The sequence below is a fragment of the Mycobacterium sp. E1747 genome (assembly GCF_001667775.1).
In the GTDB taxonomy this organism is placed as follows: Bacteria; Actinomycetota; Actinomycetes; order Mycobacteriales; family Mycobacteriaceae; genus Mycobacterium.
Genome location: NZ_LZJI01000084.1, coordinates 1 through 18,957 on the forward strand (window position 1 = coordinate 1; position 18,957 = coordinate 18,957).

Below are 18,957 nucleotides of genomic sequence, written 5' to 3' on the forward strand. Positions count from 1 at the left end.
GATGTCCACATCTGCACCGCGAGCGGATTATCCGCCGAGACTGTGATGTTCACCGCGACGTGGCGCGCAGACGGCGTGCGCGTACGGCGCGATCTGGTCGCACGTGTCGCCCCCGCCGGCCGCGGCATGTTCTACAGCTACGACCTCGATCTCGAAGCGGAGGTGATGAACAGACTGCGCCGTCTCGCTCACCTGCCGATACCCGAAGTGCTCTGCTACGTGGGCGATGTCGACGCCGTCGGCGCGCCATTCTTCATCATGGAGCGGTTGACGGGCACCACACCTGCCGACGATCCGCCGTTCACGACGACGGGCTGGTTCTATGGACTCTCGCCGCAACGCAAGAGGATCGCTCTCGACAATGGACTCGCCGCGATGGCGTCATTGCATCGGGTCGATCCCGCCGCCGTTGGGCTGAACGACATCGGTCGGTACGGCCCAGTAGACGGGGACACTCTCGGCGCTCAAATCGACCACTGGGAGAAGGCGTTTCACTGGGCCACCGACGGCACGGCGAACCCTGGAGTCGCGGCGGGTTTCGAGTGGGTTCGCGCCAACCGCCCCCGCGTGTCCGAGCCGCGCGTCATCAGTTGGGGGGGACGCGCGCATCGGTAACATCGTGTTCGCCGAGAACCTGACCGTCTCCGGGATCATCGATTGGGAAGCGGTCAGCCTTGGTAGCCCCCGAACTCGACCTCGGTTGGTGGCTGGGCACGTTTCGGCTGTTCAGCGATGCCATCGACATCCCGCTGCCGCAGGGGTTCCCCACGCGCTGCGAGCTGGTCTCGAGATACGAGGAACTCACCGGGTTCACCGTCGCGCACCTCCGCCACCCGGCTGCTGGCCGAAGTCACCGGTGCCGACGCGCCGACTGGCGACTCGCAATACTTCATCGGTAACCGAAGCTGAGATTATGCGCTGTCGCCGGTGCGTGATGGCGCGTACGCGTAGAGGCTGAGCCACACAATGTCCGCCAAGCCTTTAACCAGTCGGTCGACCTCGGGTTCGGAGGCGCCCGCGACCAGGGTGTGCTGACCGCGTGCTGCCATCGCCATCAGCCACGCGGCGGTCTCCATCGGCGGTAGGTCCGTACACACGAAGCCCTCTCGCTGCCCGACTTCGATGTGCCGACACAGCCTTTCGACATTGCGCCTGGTGATGACGTCGACTTGTTTTCGTAGGATCGGCTCATACGCCGCCGATGCGTACAGCTCGCGCATGAGTGCCGCGTGTGGGCGGTACGTGTGGACGAGGAAGGCTAGGGCCGCCTCGACATCGGCGCGAACCGCGCTGCCGTCGAGTTGCCACCAGGCCGCACCCACTTGCTCTAGCCGGCTGGAGATGACAGCCAACCAGTCGGCTAAGAGTTCGGCTCGATCTGCGAAGTGTAGGTAGAACGTTGAGCGCGGCACCTCCGCGGCACCGCAGAGCTGGCCCATCGACAGTTGCATGAAATTGGCGCCGTCCGACAACAGCGTTTCGGCGGTTGTCATCATCTTTTCGCTGATCTCCTCGCGGCGTCGGCCGCGCACGCTGCGAGATTTGCGCGTCACCGAACTCATCCGCGTGCCCCTCGATATAACACGTTCCAGCTGATCATGCTGATCGCGTCGATCAGCCGCTCGTGCCGCTGTGGGCTGGCCGCCGGAATCTGGTCGTACAGCCCCTGTTCGACGAGTCGGACGAGCCAACGTGCGACGACGTCCGGCTCGATATCGGGCGAGACAGCGTGCAGGTGCTGTCCGGCTCGGATGTGCTCGGCAATCCCGTCCTGTCCAGATTGCACCATCCGCGCAAAGCCCTCCGCCGCGACCGGGTCGTAGGCCGACGCGTCGATCACCGCCTTGAGCAACGCGCTGTGCTGCTCAAAGAAGCCGATGAACCCGGCCATCGCTGTGCGCAGCTGCGCGTACTCGGCCGTGGGCGGCAGCTCCCACCACCCCTGGACAGCGACCAGCGCGTCGTCGAGCAGGTCTTCGGTGAGCGCACCCAGCATCTGTCCCTTGTCGGCGAAGTAGACGTAAAAAGTCGAGCGGGCGATCCGAGCTTCCCGAATGATGTCTTCGACGCTGAGGCTGGTGAATGACGATTGCTCGAGTAGCCGCTCCACAGCGGCCCTGATACGTCTGGTGTACTGCGCGCGGCGGTCATCCGCGAGGCTGGCTGCCGGTTCCATGTTCCTTGCGATTCTACGGCTCCGCGCTCGCACAGGGGGAGGGTCTGCACACGTCAGACGGCATATGAGCGGGTGGCAGTGTCATCATCAAGCTCGCCCGACCGCACCTCGACCCGCGGCGCGTCCTTGCTAGTGGGCTTTGGCGATGACGTCCGGCATGCGCACCACCAGCGCGGGGTCATCAGTCATCTGGACGTGACCGACGCCGGGAAGGATGTGGGAGGCCTGCGGCGAGCATCGACACGCCCTAGCGTGAACGGCAGGATGGGTCCGGGGAGAAACTCAGACTCCGCCTCGTGACACCAGCTGACCGGCAATTACGTTGCGCTGGATCTCGTTGGTGCCCTCGCCCACGATCATCAGGGGAGCATCGCGGAAGTAGCGTTCAACGTCGTACTCAGTGGAATAGCCGTACCCGCCGTGTATGCGCACCGCATCGAGCGCAATCTCCATGGCGACCTCCGAGGCGAACAGTTTCGCCATGCCGGCTTCCATATCAGCGCGGTCTCCGCTGTCATAGCGGTCGGCGGCGTGGAGGGTGAGCTGACGTGCTGCCATCAGCTTGGTCGCCATGTCGGCGAGATAGTGTCCGATGGCTTGGTGTTTCCAGATGGGCTTACCAAAGCTTTCTCGCTGCTGGCTATATGTCAGGGCATCTTCGAGCGCAGCGCTCGCGACTCCTAGGGCGCGTGACGCGACCTGAATTCTGCCTATCTCGAGGCCGCGCATCATCTGTGAGAATCCTTGGCCCGGTTGGCCTCCCAGGATCGCTGATGACGGAACCCGACAGTCGTCGAACGATAGCTCGCAGCTTTCAACGCCTTTGTAGCCAAGTTTCGGGAGGTCCCGCGAGATCGTGAGCCCCGCCGTGGGGTTGTCGATCAACACCACAGAGATACCGGCGTGCTTGGGTTGAGCGTTCGGGTCGGTCTTGCACAGCAACGCGATCAGACCGGACCTGCGGGCGTTGGAAATCCACGTCTTGGATCCCTTGATATTCAAGTCCTCACCCTGCGCGATGGCGAGCGTCGAGATGTTCTGCAAGTCGGATCCGCCGCCGGGTTCGGTGAGTGCCATGGTGGCCCGAAGCTCACCAGTGGCCATCGCCGGCAGGTAGCGCTGCTTTTGCTCCTCGGTACCGAACTTCGCGAGCAGCTTGGCGACGACCGTGTGGCCGCCCATCGCGCCGGCCAAGCTCATCCAACCCCGTGCGAGTTCTTGAGTGACGAGTACGTAGCAACGGGTCGATACCGGGGAACCGCCGAATTCCTCGGGGACCGCGAGCCCGTAGATGCCGATGTTCTTCATCTGGTCAATCCACTCATCAGGATATGAGTTGGCGTGCTCCACCTCGCGAACCGTCGGCTTGACGTCGCGATCGATGAACTTGCGCACGGTGTCGACCAGCATCGTCTCTTCGTCCGACAGTCCTGTGTGCATCGCGAGCACCTTCCTTTTAGCTATCCTGCGGAGCGGCGGCAAATTTTAATATAGATTAAGTAGGGTGTCGCATCCAAGTGCGCGGAGACGGCATCAGTCCCGTTGCCAATGGTAGAAGCGCCGCCACCGTCAGCGCGGCCGTGGGTGACCCGGTGCCGTTGACGCGGTTGACGGCTTGGAACGTGGCCGTGGGCCAACCGCACTGGCCGAACGCGTCGCGGGTGGCCTGCAGAATTCACACGCATCTGACGAGAAACGGCCGGACCGTCCGCGTGAGGCCGTTGTGTACTGGCTCACACTATACACAGTGTTCATACACTATGTATGGCCGATTTGAATTTGGATTAACTTCCTGTTGGCCATCGTTGGCTCGCAGCTTGCTGGCGGTACACCGTGCAGCCGTTTCTGGCTCGGTCGGATGAGGACTCGGTCGATGAAGCGCTGAGGCGAAGCCTGACGCAGGTCACGCAGGCCTGGCACCGGCATCGCGTCGTCTTGCGGGCGACGGCTCACCACGGGCATTCCGATCCCGACCTACACAGTTTGTGGCTGAGCATTGCGGAGCGGTTCGTCAGCGCCGGCGCCGCGGAGATAGACCGCCAACGCGACGCCGGCCTCGTCACATCGGCGGAGTCGAGTCGGACGTTGGCCGCGACGTTGTTCTGGGGGACCGAGCGGGTCCTTTACATCGCAGGACTCGGGGTGGATCCTTCGCTGCCCGACGAGGAATCGGCTCTCGGGCCACTCATCGCGATGTGGCACGGCGCGCTCTACGGGTGACGCGGCGGCGGTGGCTGAGCATTCACAGCGACCGCCGCCGCGCCGGCAGCGCCGTCACGGCATGGTGTAGCCGCCGCTGACCGAAATCAGTTGCCCCGTGATCTGTCTCGCAGCAGTAGGGGAGGCGAACCAGACGGCCGCACGACCGATGTCATCGGCGGTGGTCAGTCGCCGCAGTGGGGTGTCCTTGAGCATGTAGTCGATCTGCTTCTCATTGAAGACGTTTTCCTGCCCGACCGACCAGAGGCTGGCGGCGCCCACCGCGTCGGGGCCGTCCGGAATCACCAGGCCGGGGCAGATGACATTGGAGCGCACACCGTGCCGTCCATGCTCTCGCGCCGTCGTACGCGCGAGTGCCACCATCGCCGCCTTCGAAGCGCCGTAAACCCCCTGACGGATCTGCCCGAACGCCGCTTCGCTGGCAATGAAGACGATCGCACCCTCGCCGGCGTCCTTCATCGGTTCAATGGCGGCTTGAGTGGCGGCGATCGCGCTGAATAGGTTGATCTCGATCGTGCGCTGCCATTTGTCGCGATCGGTGTCGGTGGCTATAAATCCCGGCACGCTCCAGCCGGCGTTGTTCACCAGAACGTCGATGCCGCCCCATGCGCTGACAGCCGCGCCGATGGCGGCCTCGCCGCCGCCGGCCTCGGTAAGGTCCGCGATCGCCAACTCAACCGCTGCGGCACCGCGGTCCAGAGCTTCGTCGCGCACCTTCTTGGCCTGCGGTTCGTCGATGTCGTTCAACACGATTCGCGCACCCTCGGCGGCAAACGCATGAACGATGCCCCGGCCAATGTTCGACGCTCCGCCGGTGACGACGACCCGAGCGCCCGCTAGTCCCAGATCCACGATGATCCCTCCTTGGGCGGGGTTGGTTGAGTGGTGCAATTGGTTTAACCTAGATTAGAAATTATGTTTAAATTTGTCTATGACCACCAGGCTCTCCGGGGCGTTACGCGTGGCTGAGCCGCTGTTGAGCGACAAGGTCGCCGTGGTCACCGGCGGCGCCCGCGGTATTGGTGCCGAGATCGCCCGCCTGCTCCGGGCGCACGGCGCCAAGGTGGTACTGGCCGATCTCGACGAGGCCGCCGTGAAGTCAACGGCCGACGATCTGGACAGCCTCGGAGTGGTGTGCGACGTCACCTCAGACGAAGATGTGCAGCAGCTCGTCGAGCGAGCCGTCACCGAACACGGGCGACTCGACGTGTTCGTCAACAACGCCGGCATCACCCGCGATGCGTCGATGCGGAAGATGACCGTGGCCGACTTCGACGCCGTCGTCACCGTCGGACTTCGCGGGACATGGCTGGGCGTCCGGCACGCATCGGCGGTGATGCGCGAGCAGAAGTACGGCAGCATCGTCAATATCTCGTCGCTGTCGGGCAAGTCCGGCAACCCCGGGCAGACGAACTACAGCGCAGCCAAAGCGGGCATCGTCGGCTTGACCAAGGCGGCCGCCAAGGAAGTCGCGCACCACAACGTGCGCGTCAACGCGATTCAACCCGGGCTGATCCGGACTCCGATGACCGAGGCGATGCCCCCCGAGGTGTTCGCCGAACGTGAGGCCGCGGTCCCGATGAAGCGTGCGGGGCGCGCCGAGGAGGTCGCGGGCGCAGTTGTCTTCCTCGGGTCGGACCTCTCCAGCTACATCACCGGCGCGGTGCTGGAGGTCGGCGGTGGGAGGTACATGTGAGCATCTCGCACGCGGTCGACGCTGGCGTCGCCACGATCGTCCTCGACCGGCCGGATCGGTTGAACGCCATCACAACCTCGATGGCGCGCGAACTCGCGGGTGCGGTCACCGAGTTGGGCACCCATCCCGAGGTGCGGGTAGTCGTCATCACCGGCGCCGGCGAGAACTTCTGTGCCGGTGGTGATTTCGACGAAGTCGAACGCCTTCGCGCGCAGGGCGCCGCGGCACTGAGCGAACTCTTCAGCGCCTTTCGCGCCGCCGGTGACGCCATCGCGGCTGCCGAGGTTCCCATCGTCGCGGCCGTTCGAGGTGTGGCCGCTGCCGGCGGGTTCGAGTTGATGCAGGCGGCCGACATCGTCCTGGTCAGCGATGACGCGCGCATCGCTGACAGTCATGTGAAGTTCGGCATGATCCCCGGCGGGGGGAGTACCGCGCGACTGCCGCGCATCGTCGGCACGCAGCGGGCCCTGGGTCTGCTGCTGTCGGGTGATCAGATATCCGGCCGGGAGGCCGTCGACCTCGGCTTGGCCTACCGGAGTCTTCCCGCCGCCGAATTCGATGCCGGGGTCGACCGCTTCGTGCAGAAGTTGGCGACGCGGCAGCGCGAGTCCGTCGTAACGATCAAACGGCTGGTGCGTTCGGGCGCTGCTCGGCCGCTGCACGAGGCGTTGGACGCCGAGCAGACCGCTGTCGTCGAACACATCATCGCCGGCGGTAGCGGCGCAGACCGGTTCGCCGGCAGATCAGGAACGAAGGTGCACAGATGACCAAATCGATCGACGTGCCGGTCGCACTGGAGACGAGCGCCGGCGGCGTCGCCCGGCTGCAACTCAACCGGCCCGAGGCGTCCAACGGGCTCGACGTGCCGCTGCTGCGTGCCCTGCACGAGGCGATCCTGGCGTGCCATGCAAACCCCGACGTTCGCGTCGTCTTGCTGACCGGCGCAGGGCGTAATTTCTGCGCCGGCGGCGATGTGAAGACATTCGAATCCAAGGGCGAAGAGCTGCCCGCTTATCTGCGCGAGGCCACGGCGTGGCTGCAACTGGCGACGGCCGCGTTGATACAGCTGCGGGTGCCCGTGGTGACGGCCGTACAGGGTTTCGCCGCTGGAGGCGGCGGCATGGGTTTGGTCTGCGCGTCCGATCTGGTGGTGGCCGCAGAGTCAGCGAAGTTCTTCTCCGGCGCCGTGCGGGTGGGGATGGCACCCGACGGCGGCTCGTCGGTGACGCTGACCCAGTTGGTCGGCCTTCGCCAAGCGTTGCGCATCCTTCTGACGAACCCCACGTTGACCGCCGCTGAGGCCCTCGAGATCGGACTGATCACCGAAGTCGTACCCGACGATGCTTTGACTTGGCGCGCCGAGGAGCTGGTCGCGCAACTCGCCGAATTGCCGCCGCTGGCGTTGTCGGCCACCAAGCGGCTGGTGTGGAGCGGGGTCGGGCAATCGGTGGAGCAGCGCCTCGCCGAGGAGGCCCGTACCGTTTCGGAGCTGTCCGGCACCGCCGACGCTCTCGAAGGGCTCCGCGCGGTCATCGAGCGACGACCTGCGAGGTTCGTCGGCCGATGACGATACTGACCGAGCACTCGGGCGCAGTCCGCACGATCACGCTCAATCGACCAAAGCTTCGCAACGCCATTGATATTCCGCTTCGACTGGCCCTGGCGGATGCACTCGAAGCTGCGGACCGCGACGCAACGGTGCGAGCCATCGTGCTCACGGGAGCCGGTCCGATGTTCTGTTCGGGCGGTGACATTTCCACGATGCAGCGAATGTCGCCCACCGAGGCGCTGGAGCGGGCCCAGTTGGCGCAGCGTGTCATTCGCGCCATCTGGAATACGCCTAAGCCGGTGATCGCGGCGGTGGAAGGCGGCGCGATGGGCGCCGGTCTGGCACTGGCCGCCGCCTGCGATCGGGTCGTCGCCGCCAAGGACGCCCGCTTCGCGACCACGTTCCTCAATGTGGCACTTGCAGGCGACATGGGCGCCTACGCCTCCCTACCGGCCCGCATCGGGGTGGCGCGCACCCGCCAGATGTTGTTGATGGCCAGGCCAGTCGACGCAGACACGGCACTGGCCCAGGGTCTAGTCGACGACCTGGCCGATCCGGGCCATTGCCTCGAGTCGGCTTTAGAGGATGCGCGTGCCCTTGCCGCGCGACCGGCGCAGGCACTGGGAGCCATCAAACGCATGCTCGCCGAAGCGCCGCGACTGTCCGGCACTGACGTCTTGGATCTCGAAGCCAATCAACAGGCCGAACTTTTCGGCTCCGACGACTTCGCTGAAGGTGTCGCCGCCTTCCAGGAGAAGCGCACCCCGCGGTTCGGCCGCACAGACCTACCCCAAGGAGTGCCATCATGACTTCGGTGCTCAACGACCGCCTCGACCGGCTGATCCAGCGTGAGCGCGTGCACGGCTCGCTTTACACCGACCCCGACATCTTCGCCGAGGAACTGCGCAAAATCTGGTACCGCACATGGGTTTACGTGGGCCACGAAAGTGAGGTCGCTCAGCCCAACGACTACGTGCGCAAGCAGCTCGGCCGGCAGGACGTCATCATGACTCGCGACCGCGACGGCCAAATCCACCTGCTGCTGAACCGCTGCTCTCACCGGGGAAACCAGGTGTGTGACGACGCCAAAGGCAACTCCGGGACATTTCGCTGCCCGTATCACGGGTGGACATTCCGCAACACCGGCGAACTCGTCGGATTCCCCTTCTTCAAGGGTTACGGCCAACGCCAGCTCGACATGCCGCTGGGACGCGTGCCGCGCGTCGACAGCTACGGCGGCTTCGTGTTCGGCAGCTTCGCCCCCGACGGTCCCAGCCTGGTCGAGCACCTCGGTGCCGCCGCGGGGGAAATCGACCGCCTCACCCGGCTCTCGCCAGAGGGCAAGGTCGCGCTGAACGCCGGCTGGTTACAACACCAAACCCGCGCCAACTGGAAGTTGTTGGCCGAGAACGAAACCGACGGATATCACCCGCAGTTCGTGCACGGTTCGATCTTCGGGGTCACCGGAAGCACCATCGGACCACTCTACGGAGATTCCTCGACCGCCGTCACCCGCGACCTCGGTGGCGGTCACAGCGAGAACGACTTGCGGCCCGAATTCCGCAAATTCGCCGAGCCGATGCGTTGGTTCGGCACCACCGAGTCCCGGGTGCCCGATTACGTCGCGGCGATGCGCGCCAAATACGGAGCCGAGGCAGAACAGATCCTCATCGAGGGCGCCCCGCACGTGATGATCTTTCCCAACCTGTTCATCGCCGAGATACAGGTGTTCAATATTCAACCCGTCGCCGTCAACGAGTGCGTGCAGTACTCGACGGCCGTCCAATTAGTCGGTGCGCCGGAACTCAACCGGCGCATGGTGTCTCAGTGCATCGGTTCTGTTGGGCCGGCGGGGATGCTCTTGGCCGACGACACCGAGATGTACGAACGCAACCAGCGCGGGCTGGAGGCGCTGAGCCCCGAGTGGTTGGACGTGCGGCGAGGACTGAACCGGGAGCGGGTCGATGCCGAGGGCTTCACCATCGGTGGCCCGACGGACGAGACGGGCATGCGCGGATTCTGGTCGCACTACCGAACGTTGATGGAGGACAAATGACTGCCACCGTGCCGGATGCCACGCTGTCGCCGTTGCCCGCAGGGTTCGACCGCTTCGAGGTCGAACAGTTCCTGTTCCGCGAAGCGCGCTACGCCGACGAGAGTGACTACGACGCCTGGGAGGCGCTGTGGACCGATGACGCCCTGTACTGGGTGCCTGCCAACGAGGCGGACTCCGATCCGCTCCGACAGATGTCGGTGATCTACGACAACCGGAGTCGTATTCGCACGCGGCTCAAACAGGCTCGTACCGGGCGGCGGTACGCAGCTGCACCGGTGTCCAACTTGCGCCGGTCGTTGTCCAACATCGAATTCCTCGGTACCCGCGAGGCGCCGGACGGAGGCGCCGACCTCGAGGTGGGCGCCAACTTCCTGTTGCTCGAGTCGCGTGCGCGCGCGAACCACCTGTGGGGCGGTCGGGTCACCTATCGAATTCGACGGACCGAATCCGGCTTGCGCCTGGCCTATAAGAAAGTGGTGCTGGTCGACAACGACAAGCCGCTGCCCACCCTGGGGTTCCTGATCTGAATGGGTATCCAATTCGACGACCAGGGGTTGCCGCCGATCATCGGGAGCGAGTTCGCCGAGGTATCGGTCTCCGTTGACGGCGAAGCGAACTCGCGGCGTCTTCGACTCGAAGATCTGCGAACCGGGCGGGTTCGTTTCCTCGATGCGCTGGAACTGGAAACCCTGGTCTGGTTGCCTGAGCCGACGTTGACCGCGCTGATGGATCCGTCCCGCAGCAGATGGCGGGGGGAGTCATGAGGCGTGCGGCAATCGTCGCTCCGGTACGCACCGCGGTCGGCACCTTCGGGGGCAGTTTGCGGCCGGTGCGCGCCGAGGACCTCGCCGTGCCTGTGGTGAAGGCGGTGATCGAGCGTAGTGGCGTACCGGCCGAGCTGATCGAGGACGTCGTCTTCGCGCAGTCCTACGCCAACTCGGAGGCGCCGTGCATCGGCCGCTGGATCGCGCTGAATGCGGGCCTGCCGACCGCCGTGCCGGGCCTTCAGATCGACCGCCGCTGCGGGGGCGGACTGCAGGCCGTGATCACCGCCGCGATGACGGTGCAGACCGGTGCCGCCGATGTGGTGCTCGCCGGGGGCGTGGAGTCGATGAGCAACATCGAGCACTACACGACCAGCGCGCGCTGGGGGAGTCGGGCGGGCAACCAGATGCTCTACGACCGGCTCGATCGTGGCCGCGAGATGTCGCAGCCTGCATGGCGATTCGGTGTCATCAGCGGCATGATCGAGACCGCCGAGAACCTGGCCCTCGACTACGGCATCGATCGTGAGGCAGCCGACGCGTTCGCGGTGCGCAGCCATCAGCGGGCCGCTGCCGCGTGGGACGCGGGACTCTTCGCCGAAGAGGTGGTGGCAGTAGAAGTTCCCCAGCGACGCGCGGATCCAGTCGTCGTCGATCGGGACGAAGGCGTGCGCGCCGACTCAACTTTGGAGTCGCTGAGCAGGCTCAAGCCCATTACCAGCGGCGGCACGGTCACTGCTGGGAACTCCAGCCAGCAGAACGACGCCGCCGCGGCCTGCCTCGTGGTTGCAGAGGAGATGCTGGATCCGCTCGGTCTGCAACCTTTGGGCTTTCTCGAAGCTTGGGCCGCCGTCGGTTGTGAGCCGTCGCGGATGGGTATCGGCCCGGTCGGCGCAGTCGAAAAGCTGTTTGGCAGAACGGGTTTGACGTTCGATGATCTTGCGTTGATCGAAATCAACGAAGCGTTCGCGGTTCAGGTGCTTGCCGTGCTGTCAGGCTGGGGTGTCAAACTCGACGACGTCGATCACCGGCTCAACGTCAACGGGTCGGGAATTTCGCTGGGCCATCCGATCGGGGCGACGGGGGTGCGGATTCTGACTACGATGCTGCACGAATTGGAGCGGCGCGGTGGGGGATTGGCGCTCGAAACGATGTGTATCGGCGGAGGCCAGGGCCTTGCCGCGGTGTTCCGGGGAGTCGCATGAAGCCATTGCTCGCCTACGCCGCGTACCTGCCTGCCCATCGGGTGGGCAAGCGCGTGGTGGCCGGCTTCGATGAGGACTCCACCACCATGGCGGTCGCAGCGGCTGCGGCAATCAGCTCGGACGAGTCGACGGCGCTGTATTTTTCGACCAGCACGCCGGCCTATAGCGACAAGACCAATGCCTGCGCGGTCCACGCCGCCCTGGGTCTGGACTCTGCAGTGTTTGCCACCGACCTGTGCGGTACCGGCCGCAGCGCCTTCGCCGCCATCCGTGCCGCCGCGTCTGGCGGCGGCACGGCGGTAGCCGCGGATGTGCGCATCGGCCGGGCGGGATCGGCCGATGAGAAGCGCGGCGGCGACGGTGCGGCGGCACTGAGATTCGGCGACGGCGAGCCGATCGCCCAACCGCTTGCCACAGCCACGCGCACGGCGGAGTTCCTCGATCGCTGGCGGCTGCCAACCCGCTCGTTTGGCCAGCAGTGGGAGGAGCGGTTTGGATTCGAGCGTTACGCAACGTTGATCCGCGACTGTGCCGCCGAGGCGTTACAGGCCGCAGGTCTTGCTGACGTGGATCACGTTGCCCTGGCATGCCCGAACTCCGCGGTCGTCAAGCGCGCCGCCACCCTGGTCAAGGGTCAGAAGTCGGTCGTCACACCGCCGATCGGATTCTGCGGAGCCGCGGACGCCACACTGGCGCTGTGCGCATCGCTCGATACCGCGGAACCGGGTGACACCATCCTTTTGCTGTCGGCCACGGACGGCTGTGACGCCTTGGTGCTGCGCGTGTGCCCCGCGCTGGCCGAGCGCCGCCAGCCACGCCCGGTGGCCCAGCAACTCAGTGGGGGAATCGCCGTCGACCGGCTGACGTACCTGTCGTGGCGTGGCCTGCTCGAGTTGGAGCCGCCACGTCGACCCGAGCCCGAACGCGCGGCCGCACCGCCGGCGGGCCGCAACAGCTCGTGGAAGTTTGGCTTCGTCGGAACGCGTTGTGCCAATTGCGGATTCGTACACATGCCGCCCGCCCGGACGTGTCGATCCTGCGGCAGGATCGACGCGATGGTGGCCGCACCGGCGGCGACACTGCGCGGCTCTGTCGCGACCTTCACGGTCGACCATCTCGCGTACTCCCCGTCACCGCCGGTGGTACAGGTGGCTGTCGACGTGGACGGAGGCGGCCGGTGCACGCTCGAGGTCGCCGATGCGCAACCTGAGCGACTGACCGTCGGCGCGCGGGTGGGCTTCACGTTCCGCCGCCTGTTCACCGCGGGCGACGTGCACGACTACTTCTGGAAGGCGGCACTACTCGATGGCCAGTAACGGGATCGCCGGAAAAGTCGCGGTTGTGGGAATGGGATGTTCCAAGTTCGGGGAACGCTGGGATGCCTCCAGCGACGACCTGATCCTCGAGGCGTATCAGGAATGCCTGCAGACCGCCGGGGTCGCACGCGAGGACGTGGACGCCTACTGGCTGGGCACGTTGAGCTCCGGCCTGGGCGGGCTCACCCTGAGCCGCGCCATCGGAACCGATGACAAACCGGTCACGCGTGTCGAAAACTTCTGTGCGACTGGGTCGGAGGCGTTCCGCAACGCCTGCTACGCGGTGGCTTCCGGCGCCTACGACGTCGCTATGGCCGTCGGTGTCGAAAAGCTCAAGGACTCCGGCTATTCCGGTCTGCTGCGTCAGGACCCGCCGGGCGACGGCACCGCTTCGGAGCTGTCGATGACCGCACCGGCGGCTTTCTCGCTGCTCGACCCCGCCTACTGCGCCCGCCATGGCGTCCATCCCGACGAGATGCGGTCGGCGATGACCCACGTCGCCTGGAAGAACCATGCCAACGGTGCCCGAAATCCCAAGGCGCAGTTCCGATCACCAGTCGACAAAGAAGTGATCGACAAAGCCGCAAAGGTTGCTGGGCGGCTCGGTGTCTTCGACTGCTCCGGAGTCTCCGATGGCGCCGCATGCGCGCTGATCGTGCCGGCGGACCGCGCTCACGAGTACACCGAGGCTCCGATGTACGTCAAGGCGCTGGCATTGGTGGCGGGTTCGGGGCGCGGCAGCGTCGACGCCGGCTACGACTTCACCACCTTCCCCGAAGTCGTCAAGAGCGCCCAAGACGCCTACGCGCAGGCCGGGATCACCGACCCCGCCAGGCAGCTGTCCCTCGCCGAAGTGCACGACTGCTTCACTCCCACCGAGATCGTGCTGATGGAGGATCTGGGGTTCGCTGACCGCGGGCAGGGATGGAAAGACGTCCTGGCCGGCGAATTCGACAGCGACGGACGGCTTCCGGTCAATGTTGACGGAGGTTTGAAAAGCTTCGGTCACCCGGTCGGAGCGAGTGGTCTGCGGATGCTCTACGAGGCGTGGCTGCAGTTCCGCGGGCAGGCCGGTGACCGGCAACTCGATGACCCTCATCTCGCCTTAACCCACAACCTCGGTGGACGGCCGGGAGGATGCGTGTCCTTCGTCTCGGTCGTCTCTCGCGATCGCACGAGCTAGTAAGGAGCACACGTGTCAGGACTTCAAGACCGAGTCATCGTCGTCACCGGCGCCGGCGGTGGGCTGGGACGGGCCTACGCCCAATTCCTCGCCGCCAACGGAGCTCTCGTCGTCGTCAACGACCTGGGCGGTGCCCGGGACGGATCGGGATCGGGAACGTCGATGGCTGACACCGTGGTGGAGGAGATTCGCGCCGCGGGCGGCCGCGCCGTAGCCAACTACTCGTCGGTGGCCACCGAAGAGGGTGCGGCCGAGGTGATCGACTCGGCACTCACCGAGTTCGGCGCCGTGCACGGCGTGGTCAGCAACGCGGGCATCTTGCGGGACGGCGCCTTCCACAAGATGTCGTCGGAGAACTGGGATTCGGTGATCAAGGTCCACCTTTACGGCGGATACAACGTCCTCCGCGCGGCGTGGCCGCACCTGCGCGAGCAGAAGTTCGGGCGGATCGTCGTGGCCACCTCGACCAGCGGGCTGTACGGAAACTTCGGGCAGGCCAACTACGGTGCGGCCAAGGCGGGTCTGGTCGGTCTGATCAACACGCTGGCGATCGAGGGCGCCAAATACGGCATCACCGCCAACGCGGTCGCACCGTTGGCTGCAACGCGAATGACGGCCGATATCGCGCCGCAGGAGGTGCTCGACAAGCTCGACCCTCGGCTGGTGGCTCCCGCGGTCGGCTACTTGGTGTCGGCACAGAACTCGGACACCGGCTCGGTGTTCGTCGTCGGCGGCGGACTCGTCCAACGGGTCGCACAGTTCCAAAACGATGGGGTGACGTTCAGCGAGGCCCCGTCACTCGACGAGATCGCCGACAAGTGGGCCGAGATCAGCGACATGACCGCAGCAAAGCCGGGTGTCAACCCCGTGTGAGCGGGGCTTCGATGCGTCGGCCCAGCGCGCACGTCGCCGCCGACACCAGCGCGACGGTCATCGACACCACCGTCGGCGAATTACTCGGCGCTCGAGCCTCCTGCCACCCCAACCGCGAAGCGCTTGTCGGTGTCGGTCATGACGGTCATGCAGTCAGGCTGACGTACAGCGAGCTCTACGAGGAGTCGCGGCACGTCGCCGCCGCGTTGTCGAAGCTGACCGAGCCCGGCGACTATGTGGCGATCTGGGCGCCGAACATGGCCGAATGGCCGCTGGTGCAATACGGCGCGGCAATGGCCGGCGTGGTGCTCGTGGCACTCAACCCCATGCTCAGCGAAGCAGAACTGCACTACGCACTGACCCATTCTCAGGCGAAAGTCCTGGTGTACGCCGACCGTGTGCGAGATCGGTCGACGGCCGACGTGGCCCAACAGGTCGGCGCGCATTTGCCGCAGCTGCAGCTGGTTTCGCTGTCGCAACGAACGCGCTGGCGCGCCGACGTGGTCGACGATTCGTTGTTGCGCGAGCGGGAGACCCGCGACGCCGGCCAAGCCGTCATGCTGCAGTACACCTCGGGCACTACCGGGCGTCCGAAAGGCGTGCTGCTCAATCACCGCGCGATCGTCAACGTCGCCAAGCTGACGCTGGAAGCGGTCGACGCCGGCCACGGCACGCGCTTTTTGAACCCGCTGCCCATGTTTCACACCGCCGGCTGCGTCATCTCGACGCTGGGCCCATTGTGGAGCGCTGGAACGGTAGTGCTCGTGGAGCGGTTCAGTCCCGACCCGGTACTGGACTCGTTGGCCCGCGAGCGCATCGAGGTGCTGTTCTACGTGCCCGCGATCCTGTCGGCCTTGGTGACCGCGCAACGCAGCCGTCAAAGTCCTGCGCCGCAACTGCGGCTGATGCTCGGCGGAGCCTCGAACGTGTCGGCGGAGCTGATCTTGTCTGCCGAATCCTGTTTTGGCGGAACGGTTGTCAACCTGTTCGGGCAAACCGAACTCGCCCCCGTGTTGACGCTGACGCGCCCCCGCGATACGCGTCACGATCGGCTGACCACGGTAGGACGGCCGCTGCCGCAGGTGGAGTGCAAGATCGTTGACGCCCACGGCCAGGTCGCCGAGGTGGACACGGTCGGAGAGATTTGCGCGCGCGGGTATCAACAATTCCTCGAATATCTGCATGATCCCGAGGCCACTGCTGCAGCGCTCGACGATGAGGGATTCGTGCGCACCGGCGATCTCGGCATGATCGACGAGCGCGGCTACCTCACCGTCACGGGCCGACTCAAGGAACTCATCATCCGCGGCGGGGAGAACGTCTCACCGGCCGAGGTCGAGGGGCTCCTCGATCGGGATTCGCGCGTCGATCAGGCGGTGGTGCTCGGCTTGCCCGACGAACGGCTTGGGGAGATCGTCGCGGCGGTCATCCGTACGCAGATGCCGGGCGCGCGCCTCAAAGACGAGCTCACCGATTTGCTGTGGTCGCGTACGTCGCCGCACAAGATCCCGGAGCGCTGGTTCGTCGCCGACGAGGTGCCGTGTACCACCACGGGTAAGGTCCAGCGTTTCGTGCTGCGGGAGGCCATTCTGCGTGGGGAGCTGACCGAGCTATGACGCCCGCGATCAGGGAGCGCAGGGCCGCGATCCGGTCGCGGTTTTCGCACTGGAACCTGCATTCGCTGGGGGACTGGCTTGAGGTGTGCGCCGCAGAATACGATTCGCGACCGCTGGTCATCACCGATGAGCGCACCATGAGCTACCGCGACGTGGCCGCCGAGTCTTCCCAGTTCGCGCGTGGCCTGGCGACGCTCGGAGTTCGTCCCGGCGACCGGGTGGGCCTGCTGATGGCCAACCATCCCGAGTTCGTGACGGTGAAGTTCGCCATAGCACGCCTTGGGGCGATCGCGGTGCCATTCAACTATCTGTACCGCCGCGACGAGTTGCGTTACGTGCTCGGCGATTCGGGATGCCGGGTGCTGATCACGATGAGCGCACATGGACAGACCGATTACCAACAACTGCTCGATGAGGTCGTACCGTCATGGGAGCACATCCCGCGGGCCCGCGCAGATCTGCCTGAGCTGCGGCACGTCGTCGTGGTGCCGACCGACGGGATCGCCGCGCGACCCGGGGTCTGGACGGCGCAACGGGTCAACACGCTCGGCGCCGAAGTCCCGCTGCCGGCTGTCGGCCCGACGACGCCGTCGGACATCCTGTACACCTCGGGCAGCACCGGGTTTCCCAAGGGGGTTGTGCTGACCCATGATGCGGTGCTGCGCACCGGCTTCGCCTCGGCTCTGACCCGAGCTTTCGAAGACGGCCGCCGAGTCCTGTTCTCCCTGCCGTGCTACCACATGTTCGGCTACGTCGAGGGCCTGCTGGCCGTCATGTTTGTCGGGGGCGCAGTCATCCTGCACACGTCCTTCGACGCCGATGCCTATCTTCGCGGGGTAGCCAGGCATCAGGCCAACGACATTCTCTGTGTGCCGACTATGGCGCTGGCTTTGCTGCAGAGTCCGGTTCGGCACGAACACGACCGCGACTCGAGCTCGTGGCACGCGATCCTGTGCGGCTCGGCCGCGGGACCTGTCGAGTTGTGGACTCAGCTTGCCGACACCTTCGGCGTAGGCGAAATCGTCACCGGCTACGGCATGACGGAGGCCGGGGGATGCATGACCCTGACGCTGCCCGAGGACGACCTCGCCGTTACTGCCCGCACGGTCGGCAAGCCGAAGCTTGCGGGCGTCGCCGGCGTGCCCGACACCGACGCGCTGTGCACGTATCGGACCGTTGACCCGGAGACCGGTGCTGCGCTGACGGATGGCTGTGAGGGCGAACTCGTCTCGCAAGGACCTGCCACGATGTTGGGCTATTGGAACCTCTCCGAGCAGACTGCCGAGACGCTGCGGGATGGGTGGGTGCATTCCGGAGACATCGGCCGCGTCCACGCCGACGGCTACCTGACAGTGTCCGGCCGCAGCAAAGAGCTCTACAAGAGCGGTGGCGAACTGGTCATGCCCGTAGAGATCGAAAATCTGTTGACCAGCTGCGACGACATCAGCCAGGCCTATGCGGTCGGGGTGCGCGATCGGCAGTGGGGCGAGATCGGTTGCGTGGTTGTCGTTCCGGCTCCAGGGGTGATCCTGAGTGCGGACGACGTGCTCTCCCGATGCCGCGCCGGACTGGCCAACTTCAAGGTCCCCAAGCGCGTCGTCTTCCGGGAGCCTGCGGCATTGCCACTGACCCCAACCGGGAAGGTGCAGAAATTCAAACTGGCCGCCGAGCTCCAACAGCAGCCCGTTGACGAACACACAACCAGCGAAATAATTTAACAAGAATAAAAAATATTGTACGGTTGGTAGCAGTCGCTCGTCGACGGAGTGACTGGTGTCGGCCCCGGCCGCATCCGGCGCCCCGGACCCGGCCGGCAATGTTGACTTGTCCGCCGTTGGCGGCGAGTATGGTCGCCGTCACAGGTTTTTTAACGCAGATTAAGGAGTGAGGACAGTGGGGTTCAACAACTCGGGGGAGGTCGCGAAATACATCGGAGGCATCTTCGAGACCGCTTTCGACGACGCGGAGATCGGGCCCAAGCTGGTGGGTACCGGATTGGTGGTGGCCTTCGACTTCACCGACCCGGAGGCGCTCGTCGTCATTGACATGGCAAACAAATCCGTCCGCGAGGGCCTCGAAGGCGGAGCGCCGCCGATGGCCACGATGTCGATGACCGCCGAAACGGGCAACGCCTACTGGCAGGGCAAGGTCAATCTGCCGCTGGCTATGGCGAAGAAGAAGATCCGCGTCGAGGGTAATGTCGCCAGCCTGCTCAAGTTGGCTCCACTGGGCAAGAAGTTGTACCCGGGTTACATTCAGCGGCTGAAGGACGACGGCCGCGACGATCTGCTGGTCTAGGGCCG

The 18,957-nt window shown here is 65.4% G+C and carries 19 protein-coding genes and 1 pseudogene; 16 read left to right on the top strand and 4 right to left on the bottom strand.

Annotation, left to right across the window (positions count from 1 at the left end; all coding sequences use genetic code 11):
* Positions 1-615: phosphotransferase family protein (locus A5695_RS08940; RefSeq protein ID WP_231974768.1), on the top strand; the 615-nt coding region annotated here is incomplete at its 5' end.
* Positions 616-911: 296 nt separating this feature from the next.
* Here the strand turns inward: A5695_RS08940 and A5695_RS08950 are convergent.
* The 3 genes from A5695_RS08950 to A5695_RS08960 all read right to left on the bottom strand — a co-directional run bounded on the left by A5695_RS08950 (position 912) and on the right by A5695_RS08960 (position 3,616).
* Entirely contained in the window at positions 912-1,562 is a 651-nt protein-coding gene (locus A5695_RS08950; RefSeq protein WP_068080113.1) for a TetR/AcrR family transcriptional regulator, read from the bottom strand.
* Positions 1,559-2,176: a TetR/AcrR family transcriptional regulator gene (locus A5695_RS08955; RefSeq protein WP_068080115.1), complete on the bottom strand. Its 618-nt coding sequence runs from the start codon at positions 2,174-2,176 to the stop codon at positions 1,559-1,561. The genes A5695_RS08950 and A5695_RS08955 overlap by 4 nt, the downstream gene beginning before the upstream one ends.
* Positions 2,177-2,458: 282 nt before the next feature.
* Positions 2,459-3,616, bottom strand: a complete 1,158-nt coding sequence (locus A5695_RS08960; protein ID WP_068080211.1) for an acyl-CoA dehydrogenase family protein — start codon at positions 3,614-3,616, stop codon at positions 2,459-2,461.
* Positions 3,617-4,006: 390 nt separating this feature from the next.
* On the opposite strand from A5695_RS08960, the pseudogene A5695_RS08965 reads away from it, so the two are divergent.
* A pseudogene (locus A5695_RS08965) lies at positions 4,007-4,396 on the top strand (TetR/AcrR family transcriptional regulator); the annotation flags it as partial.
* Positions 4,397-4,450: 54 nt separating this feature from the next.
* Here A5695_RS08965 and A5695_RS08970 read toward each other — a convergent pair.
* The gene (locus A5695_RS08970; protein ID WP_068080117.1) at positions 4,451-5,248 is read right to left on the bottom strand and encodes an SDR family NAD(P)-dependent oxidoreductase; all 798 of its coding nucleotides are present in this window, start codon (positions 5,246-5,248) and stop codon (positions 4,451-4,453) included.
* Between the two features lie 109 nt (positions 5,249-5,357).
* Between A5695_RS08970 and fabG the strand changes: the two genes are divergently transcribed.
* The 14 genes from fabG (at position 5,358) to A5695_RS09040 (ending at position 18,952) form a co-directional block, all read left to right on the top strand.
* Positions 5,358-6,092 (top strand): 3-oxoacyl-ACP reductase FabG, encoded by a 735-nt coding sequence (gene fabG / locus A5695_RS08975; RefSeq protein ID WP_068080118.1) that lies wholly within the window; start codon positions 5,358-5,360, stop codon positions 6,090-6,092.
* Positions 6,089-6,859, top strand: a complete 771-nt coding sequence (locus A5695_RS08980; RefSeq protein WP_068080120.1) for an enoyl-CoA hydratase/isomerase family protein — start codon at positions 6,089-6,091, stop codon at positions 6,857-6,859. Before fabG ends, A5695_RS08980 begins: the two co-directional genes overlap by 4 nt.
* Positions 6,856-7,659, top strand: a complete 804-nt coding sequence (locus A5695_RS08985; protein ID WP_068080122.1) for an enoyl-CoA hydratase/isomerase family protein — start codon at positions 6,856-6,858, stop codon at positions 7,657-7,659. Before A5695_RS08980 ends, A5695_RS08985 begins: the two co-directional genes overlap by 4 nt.
* Positions 7,656-8,450: an enoyl-CoA hydratase/isomerase family protein gene (locus A5695_RS08990; RefSeq protein WP_068080124.1), complete on the top strand. Its 795-nt coding sequence runs from the start codon at positions 7,656-7,658 to the stop codon at positions 8,448-8,450. The genes A5695_RS08985 and A5695_RS08990 overlap by 4 nt, the downstream gene beginning before the upstream one ends.
* Positions 8,447-9,697, top strand: coding sequence for a Rieske 2Fe-2S domain-containing protein (locus A5695_RS08995; protein ID WP_068080127.1), 1,251 nt, complete (start codon positions 8,447-8,449; stop codon positions 9,695-9,697). Before A5695_RS08990 ends, A5695_RS08995 begins: the two co-directional genes overlap by 4 nt.
* Positions 9,694-10,224 (top strand): aromatic-ring-hydroxylating dioxygenase subunit beta, encoded by a 531-nt coding sequence (locus tag A5695_RS09000; RefSeq protein ID WP_068080129.1) that lies wholly within the window; start codon positions 9,694-9,696, stop codon positions 10,222-10,224. The genes A5695_RS08995 and A5695_RS09000 overlap by 4 nt, the downstream gene beginning before the upstream one ends.
* Positions 10,225-10,461 (top strand): hypothetical protein, encoded by a 237-nt coding sequence (locus A5695_RS09005; protein WP_068080131.1) that lies wholly within the window; start codon positions 10,225-10,227, stop codon positions 10,459-10,461.
* Positions 10,458-11,666 (top strand): acetyl-CoA C-acetyltransferase, encoded by a 1,209-nt coding sequence (locus tag A5695_RS09010; protein WP_068080134.1) that lies wholly within the window; start codon positions 10,458-10,460, stop codon positions 11,664-11,666. The genes A5695_RS09005 and A5695_RS09010 overlap by 4 nt, the downstream gene beginning before the upstream one ends.
* Positions 11,663-12,982, top strand: a complete 1,320-nt coding sequence (locus tag A5695_RS09015) for an OB-fold domain-containing protein (RefSeq protein ID WP_068080135.1) — start codon at positions 11,663-11,665, stop codon at positions 12,980-12,982. Before A5695_RS09010 ends, A5695_RS09015 begins: the two co-directional genes overlap by 4 nt.
* Positions 12,972-14,165 carry an acetyl-CoA acetyltransferase gene (locus A5695_RS09020; protein ID WP_068080137.1) on the top strand — a complete coding sequence of 398 codons (1,194 nt, stop codon included), beginning with the start codon at positions 12,972-12,974 and terminating at the stop codon, positions 14,163-14,165. Before A5695_RS09015 ends, A5695_RS09020 begins: the two co-directional genes overlap by 11 nt.
* A 12-nt stretch (positions 14,166-14,177) precedes the next feature.
* Positions 14,178-15,038, top strand: coding sequence for an SDR family oxidoreductase (locus tag A5695_RS09025; protein WP_068080139.1), 861 nt, complete (start codon positions 14,178-14,180; stop codon positions 15,036-15,038).
* Positions 15,039-15,049: 11 nt separating this feature from the next.
* Positions 15,050-16,654, top strand: coding sequence for a class I adenylate-forming enzyme family protein (locus A5695_RS09030; RefSeq protein WP_068080212.1), 1,605 nt, complete (start codon positions 15,050-15,052; stop codon positions 16,652-16,654).
* On the top strand, positions 16,651-18,372 hold the full coding sequence (locus A5695_RS09035) for a class I adenylate-forming enzyme family protein (RefSeq protein WP_068080141.1): 1,722 nt from the start codon (positions 16,651-16,653) through the stop codon (positions 18,370-18,372). The genes A5695_RS09030 and A5695_RS09035 overlap by 4 nt, the downstream gene beginning before the upstream one ends.
* A 175-nt stretch (positions 18,373-18,547) precedes the next feature.
* On the top strand, positions 18,548-18,952 hold the full coding sequence (locus A5695_RS09040) for an SCP2 sterol-binding domain-containing protein (RefSeq protein WP_068080146.1): 405 nt from the start codon (positions 18,548-18,550) through the stop codon (positions 18,950-18,952).
* Positions 18,953-18,957 lie beyond the last annotated feature (5 nt).

Bases quoted from the DNA above. Each gene is read 5' to 3' on its own strand.
- A5695_RS09020 (WP_068080137.1), top strand. From the start codon at position 12,972: ATGGCCAGTAACGGGATCGCCGGAAAAGTCGCGGTTGTGGGAATGGGA.
- A5695_RS08995 (WP_068080127.1), top strand. From the start codon at position 8,447: ATGACTTCGGTGCTCAACGACCGCCTCGACCGGCTGATCCAGCGTGAG.
- A5695_RS09010 (WP_068080134.1), top strand. From the start codon at position 10,458: ATGAGGCGTGCGGCAATCGTCGCTCCGGTACGCACCGCGGTCGGCACC.
- A5695_RS08990 (WP_068080124.1), top strand. From the start codon at position 7,656: ATGACGATACTGACCGAGCACTCGGGCGCAGTCCGCACGATCACGCTC.
- A5695_RS08950 (WP_068080113.1), bottom strand. From the start codon at position 1,562: ATGAGTTCGGTGACGCGCAAATCTCGCAGCGTGCGCGGCCGACGCCGC.
- A5695_RS09015 (WP_068080135.1), top strand. From the start codon at position 11,663: ATGAAGCCATTGCTCGCCTACGCCGCGTACCTGCCTGCCCATCGGGTG.
- A5695_RS08985 (WP_068080122.1), top strand. From the start codon at position 6,856: ATGACCAAATCGATCGACGTGCCGGTCGCACTGGAGACGAGCGCCGGC.
- A5695_RS09005 (WP_068080131.1), top strand. From the start codon at position 10,225: ATGGGTATCCAATTCGACGACCAGGGGTTGCCGCCGATCATCGGGAGC.
- A5695_RS09030 (WP_068080212.1), top strand. From the start codon at position 15,050: ATGCGTCGGCCCAGCGCGCACGTCGCCGCCGACACCAGCGCGACGGTC.
- A5695_RS08960 (WP_068080211.1), bottom strand. From the start codon at position 3,616: ATGCACACAGGACTGTCGGACGAAGAGACGATGCTGGTCGACACCGTG.
- A5695_RS09035 (WP_068080141.1), top strand. From the start codon at position 16,651: ATGACGCCCGCGATCAGGGAGCGCAGGGCCGCGATCCGGTCGCGGTTT.
- A5695_RS09000 (WP_068080129.1), top strand. From the start codon at position 9,694: ATGACTGCCACCGTGCCGGATGCCACGCTGTCGCCGTTGCCCGCAGGG.
- A5695_RS08955 (WP_068080115.1), bottom strand. From the start codon at position 2,176: ATGGAACCGGCAGCCAGCCTCGCGGATGACCGCCGCGCGCAGTACACC.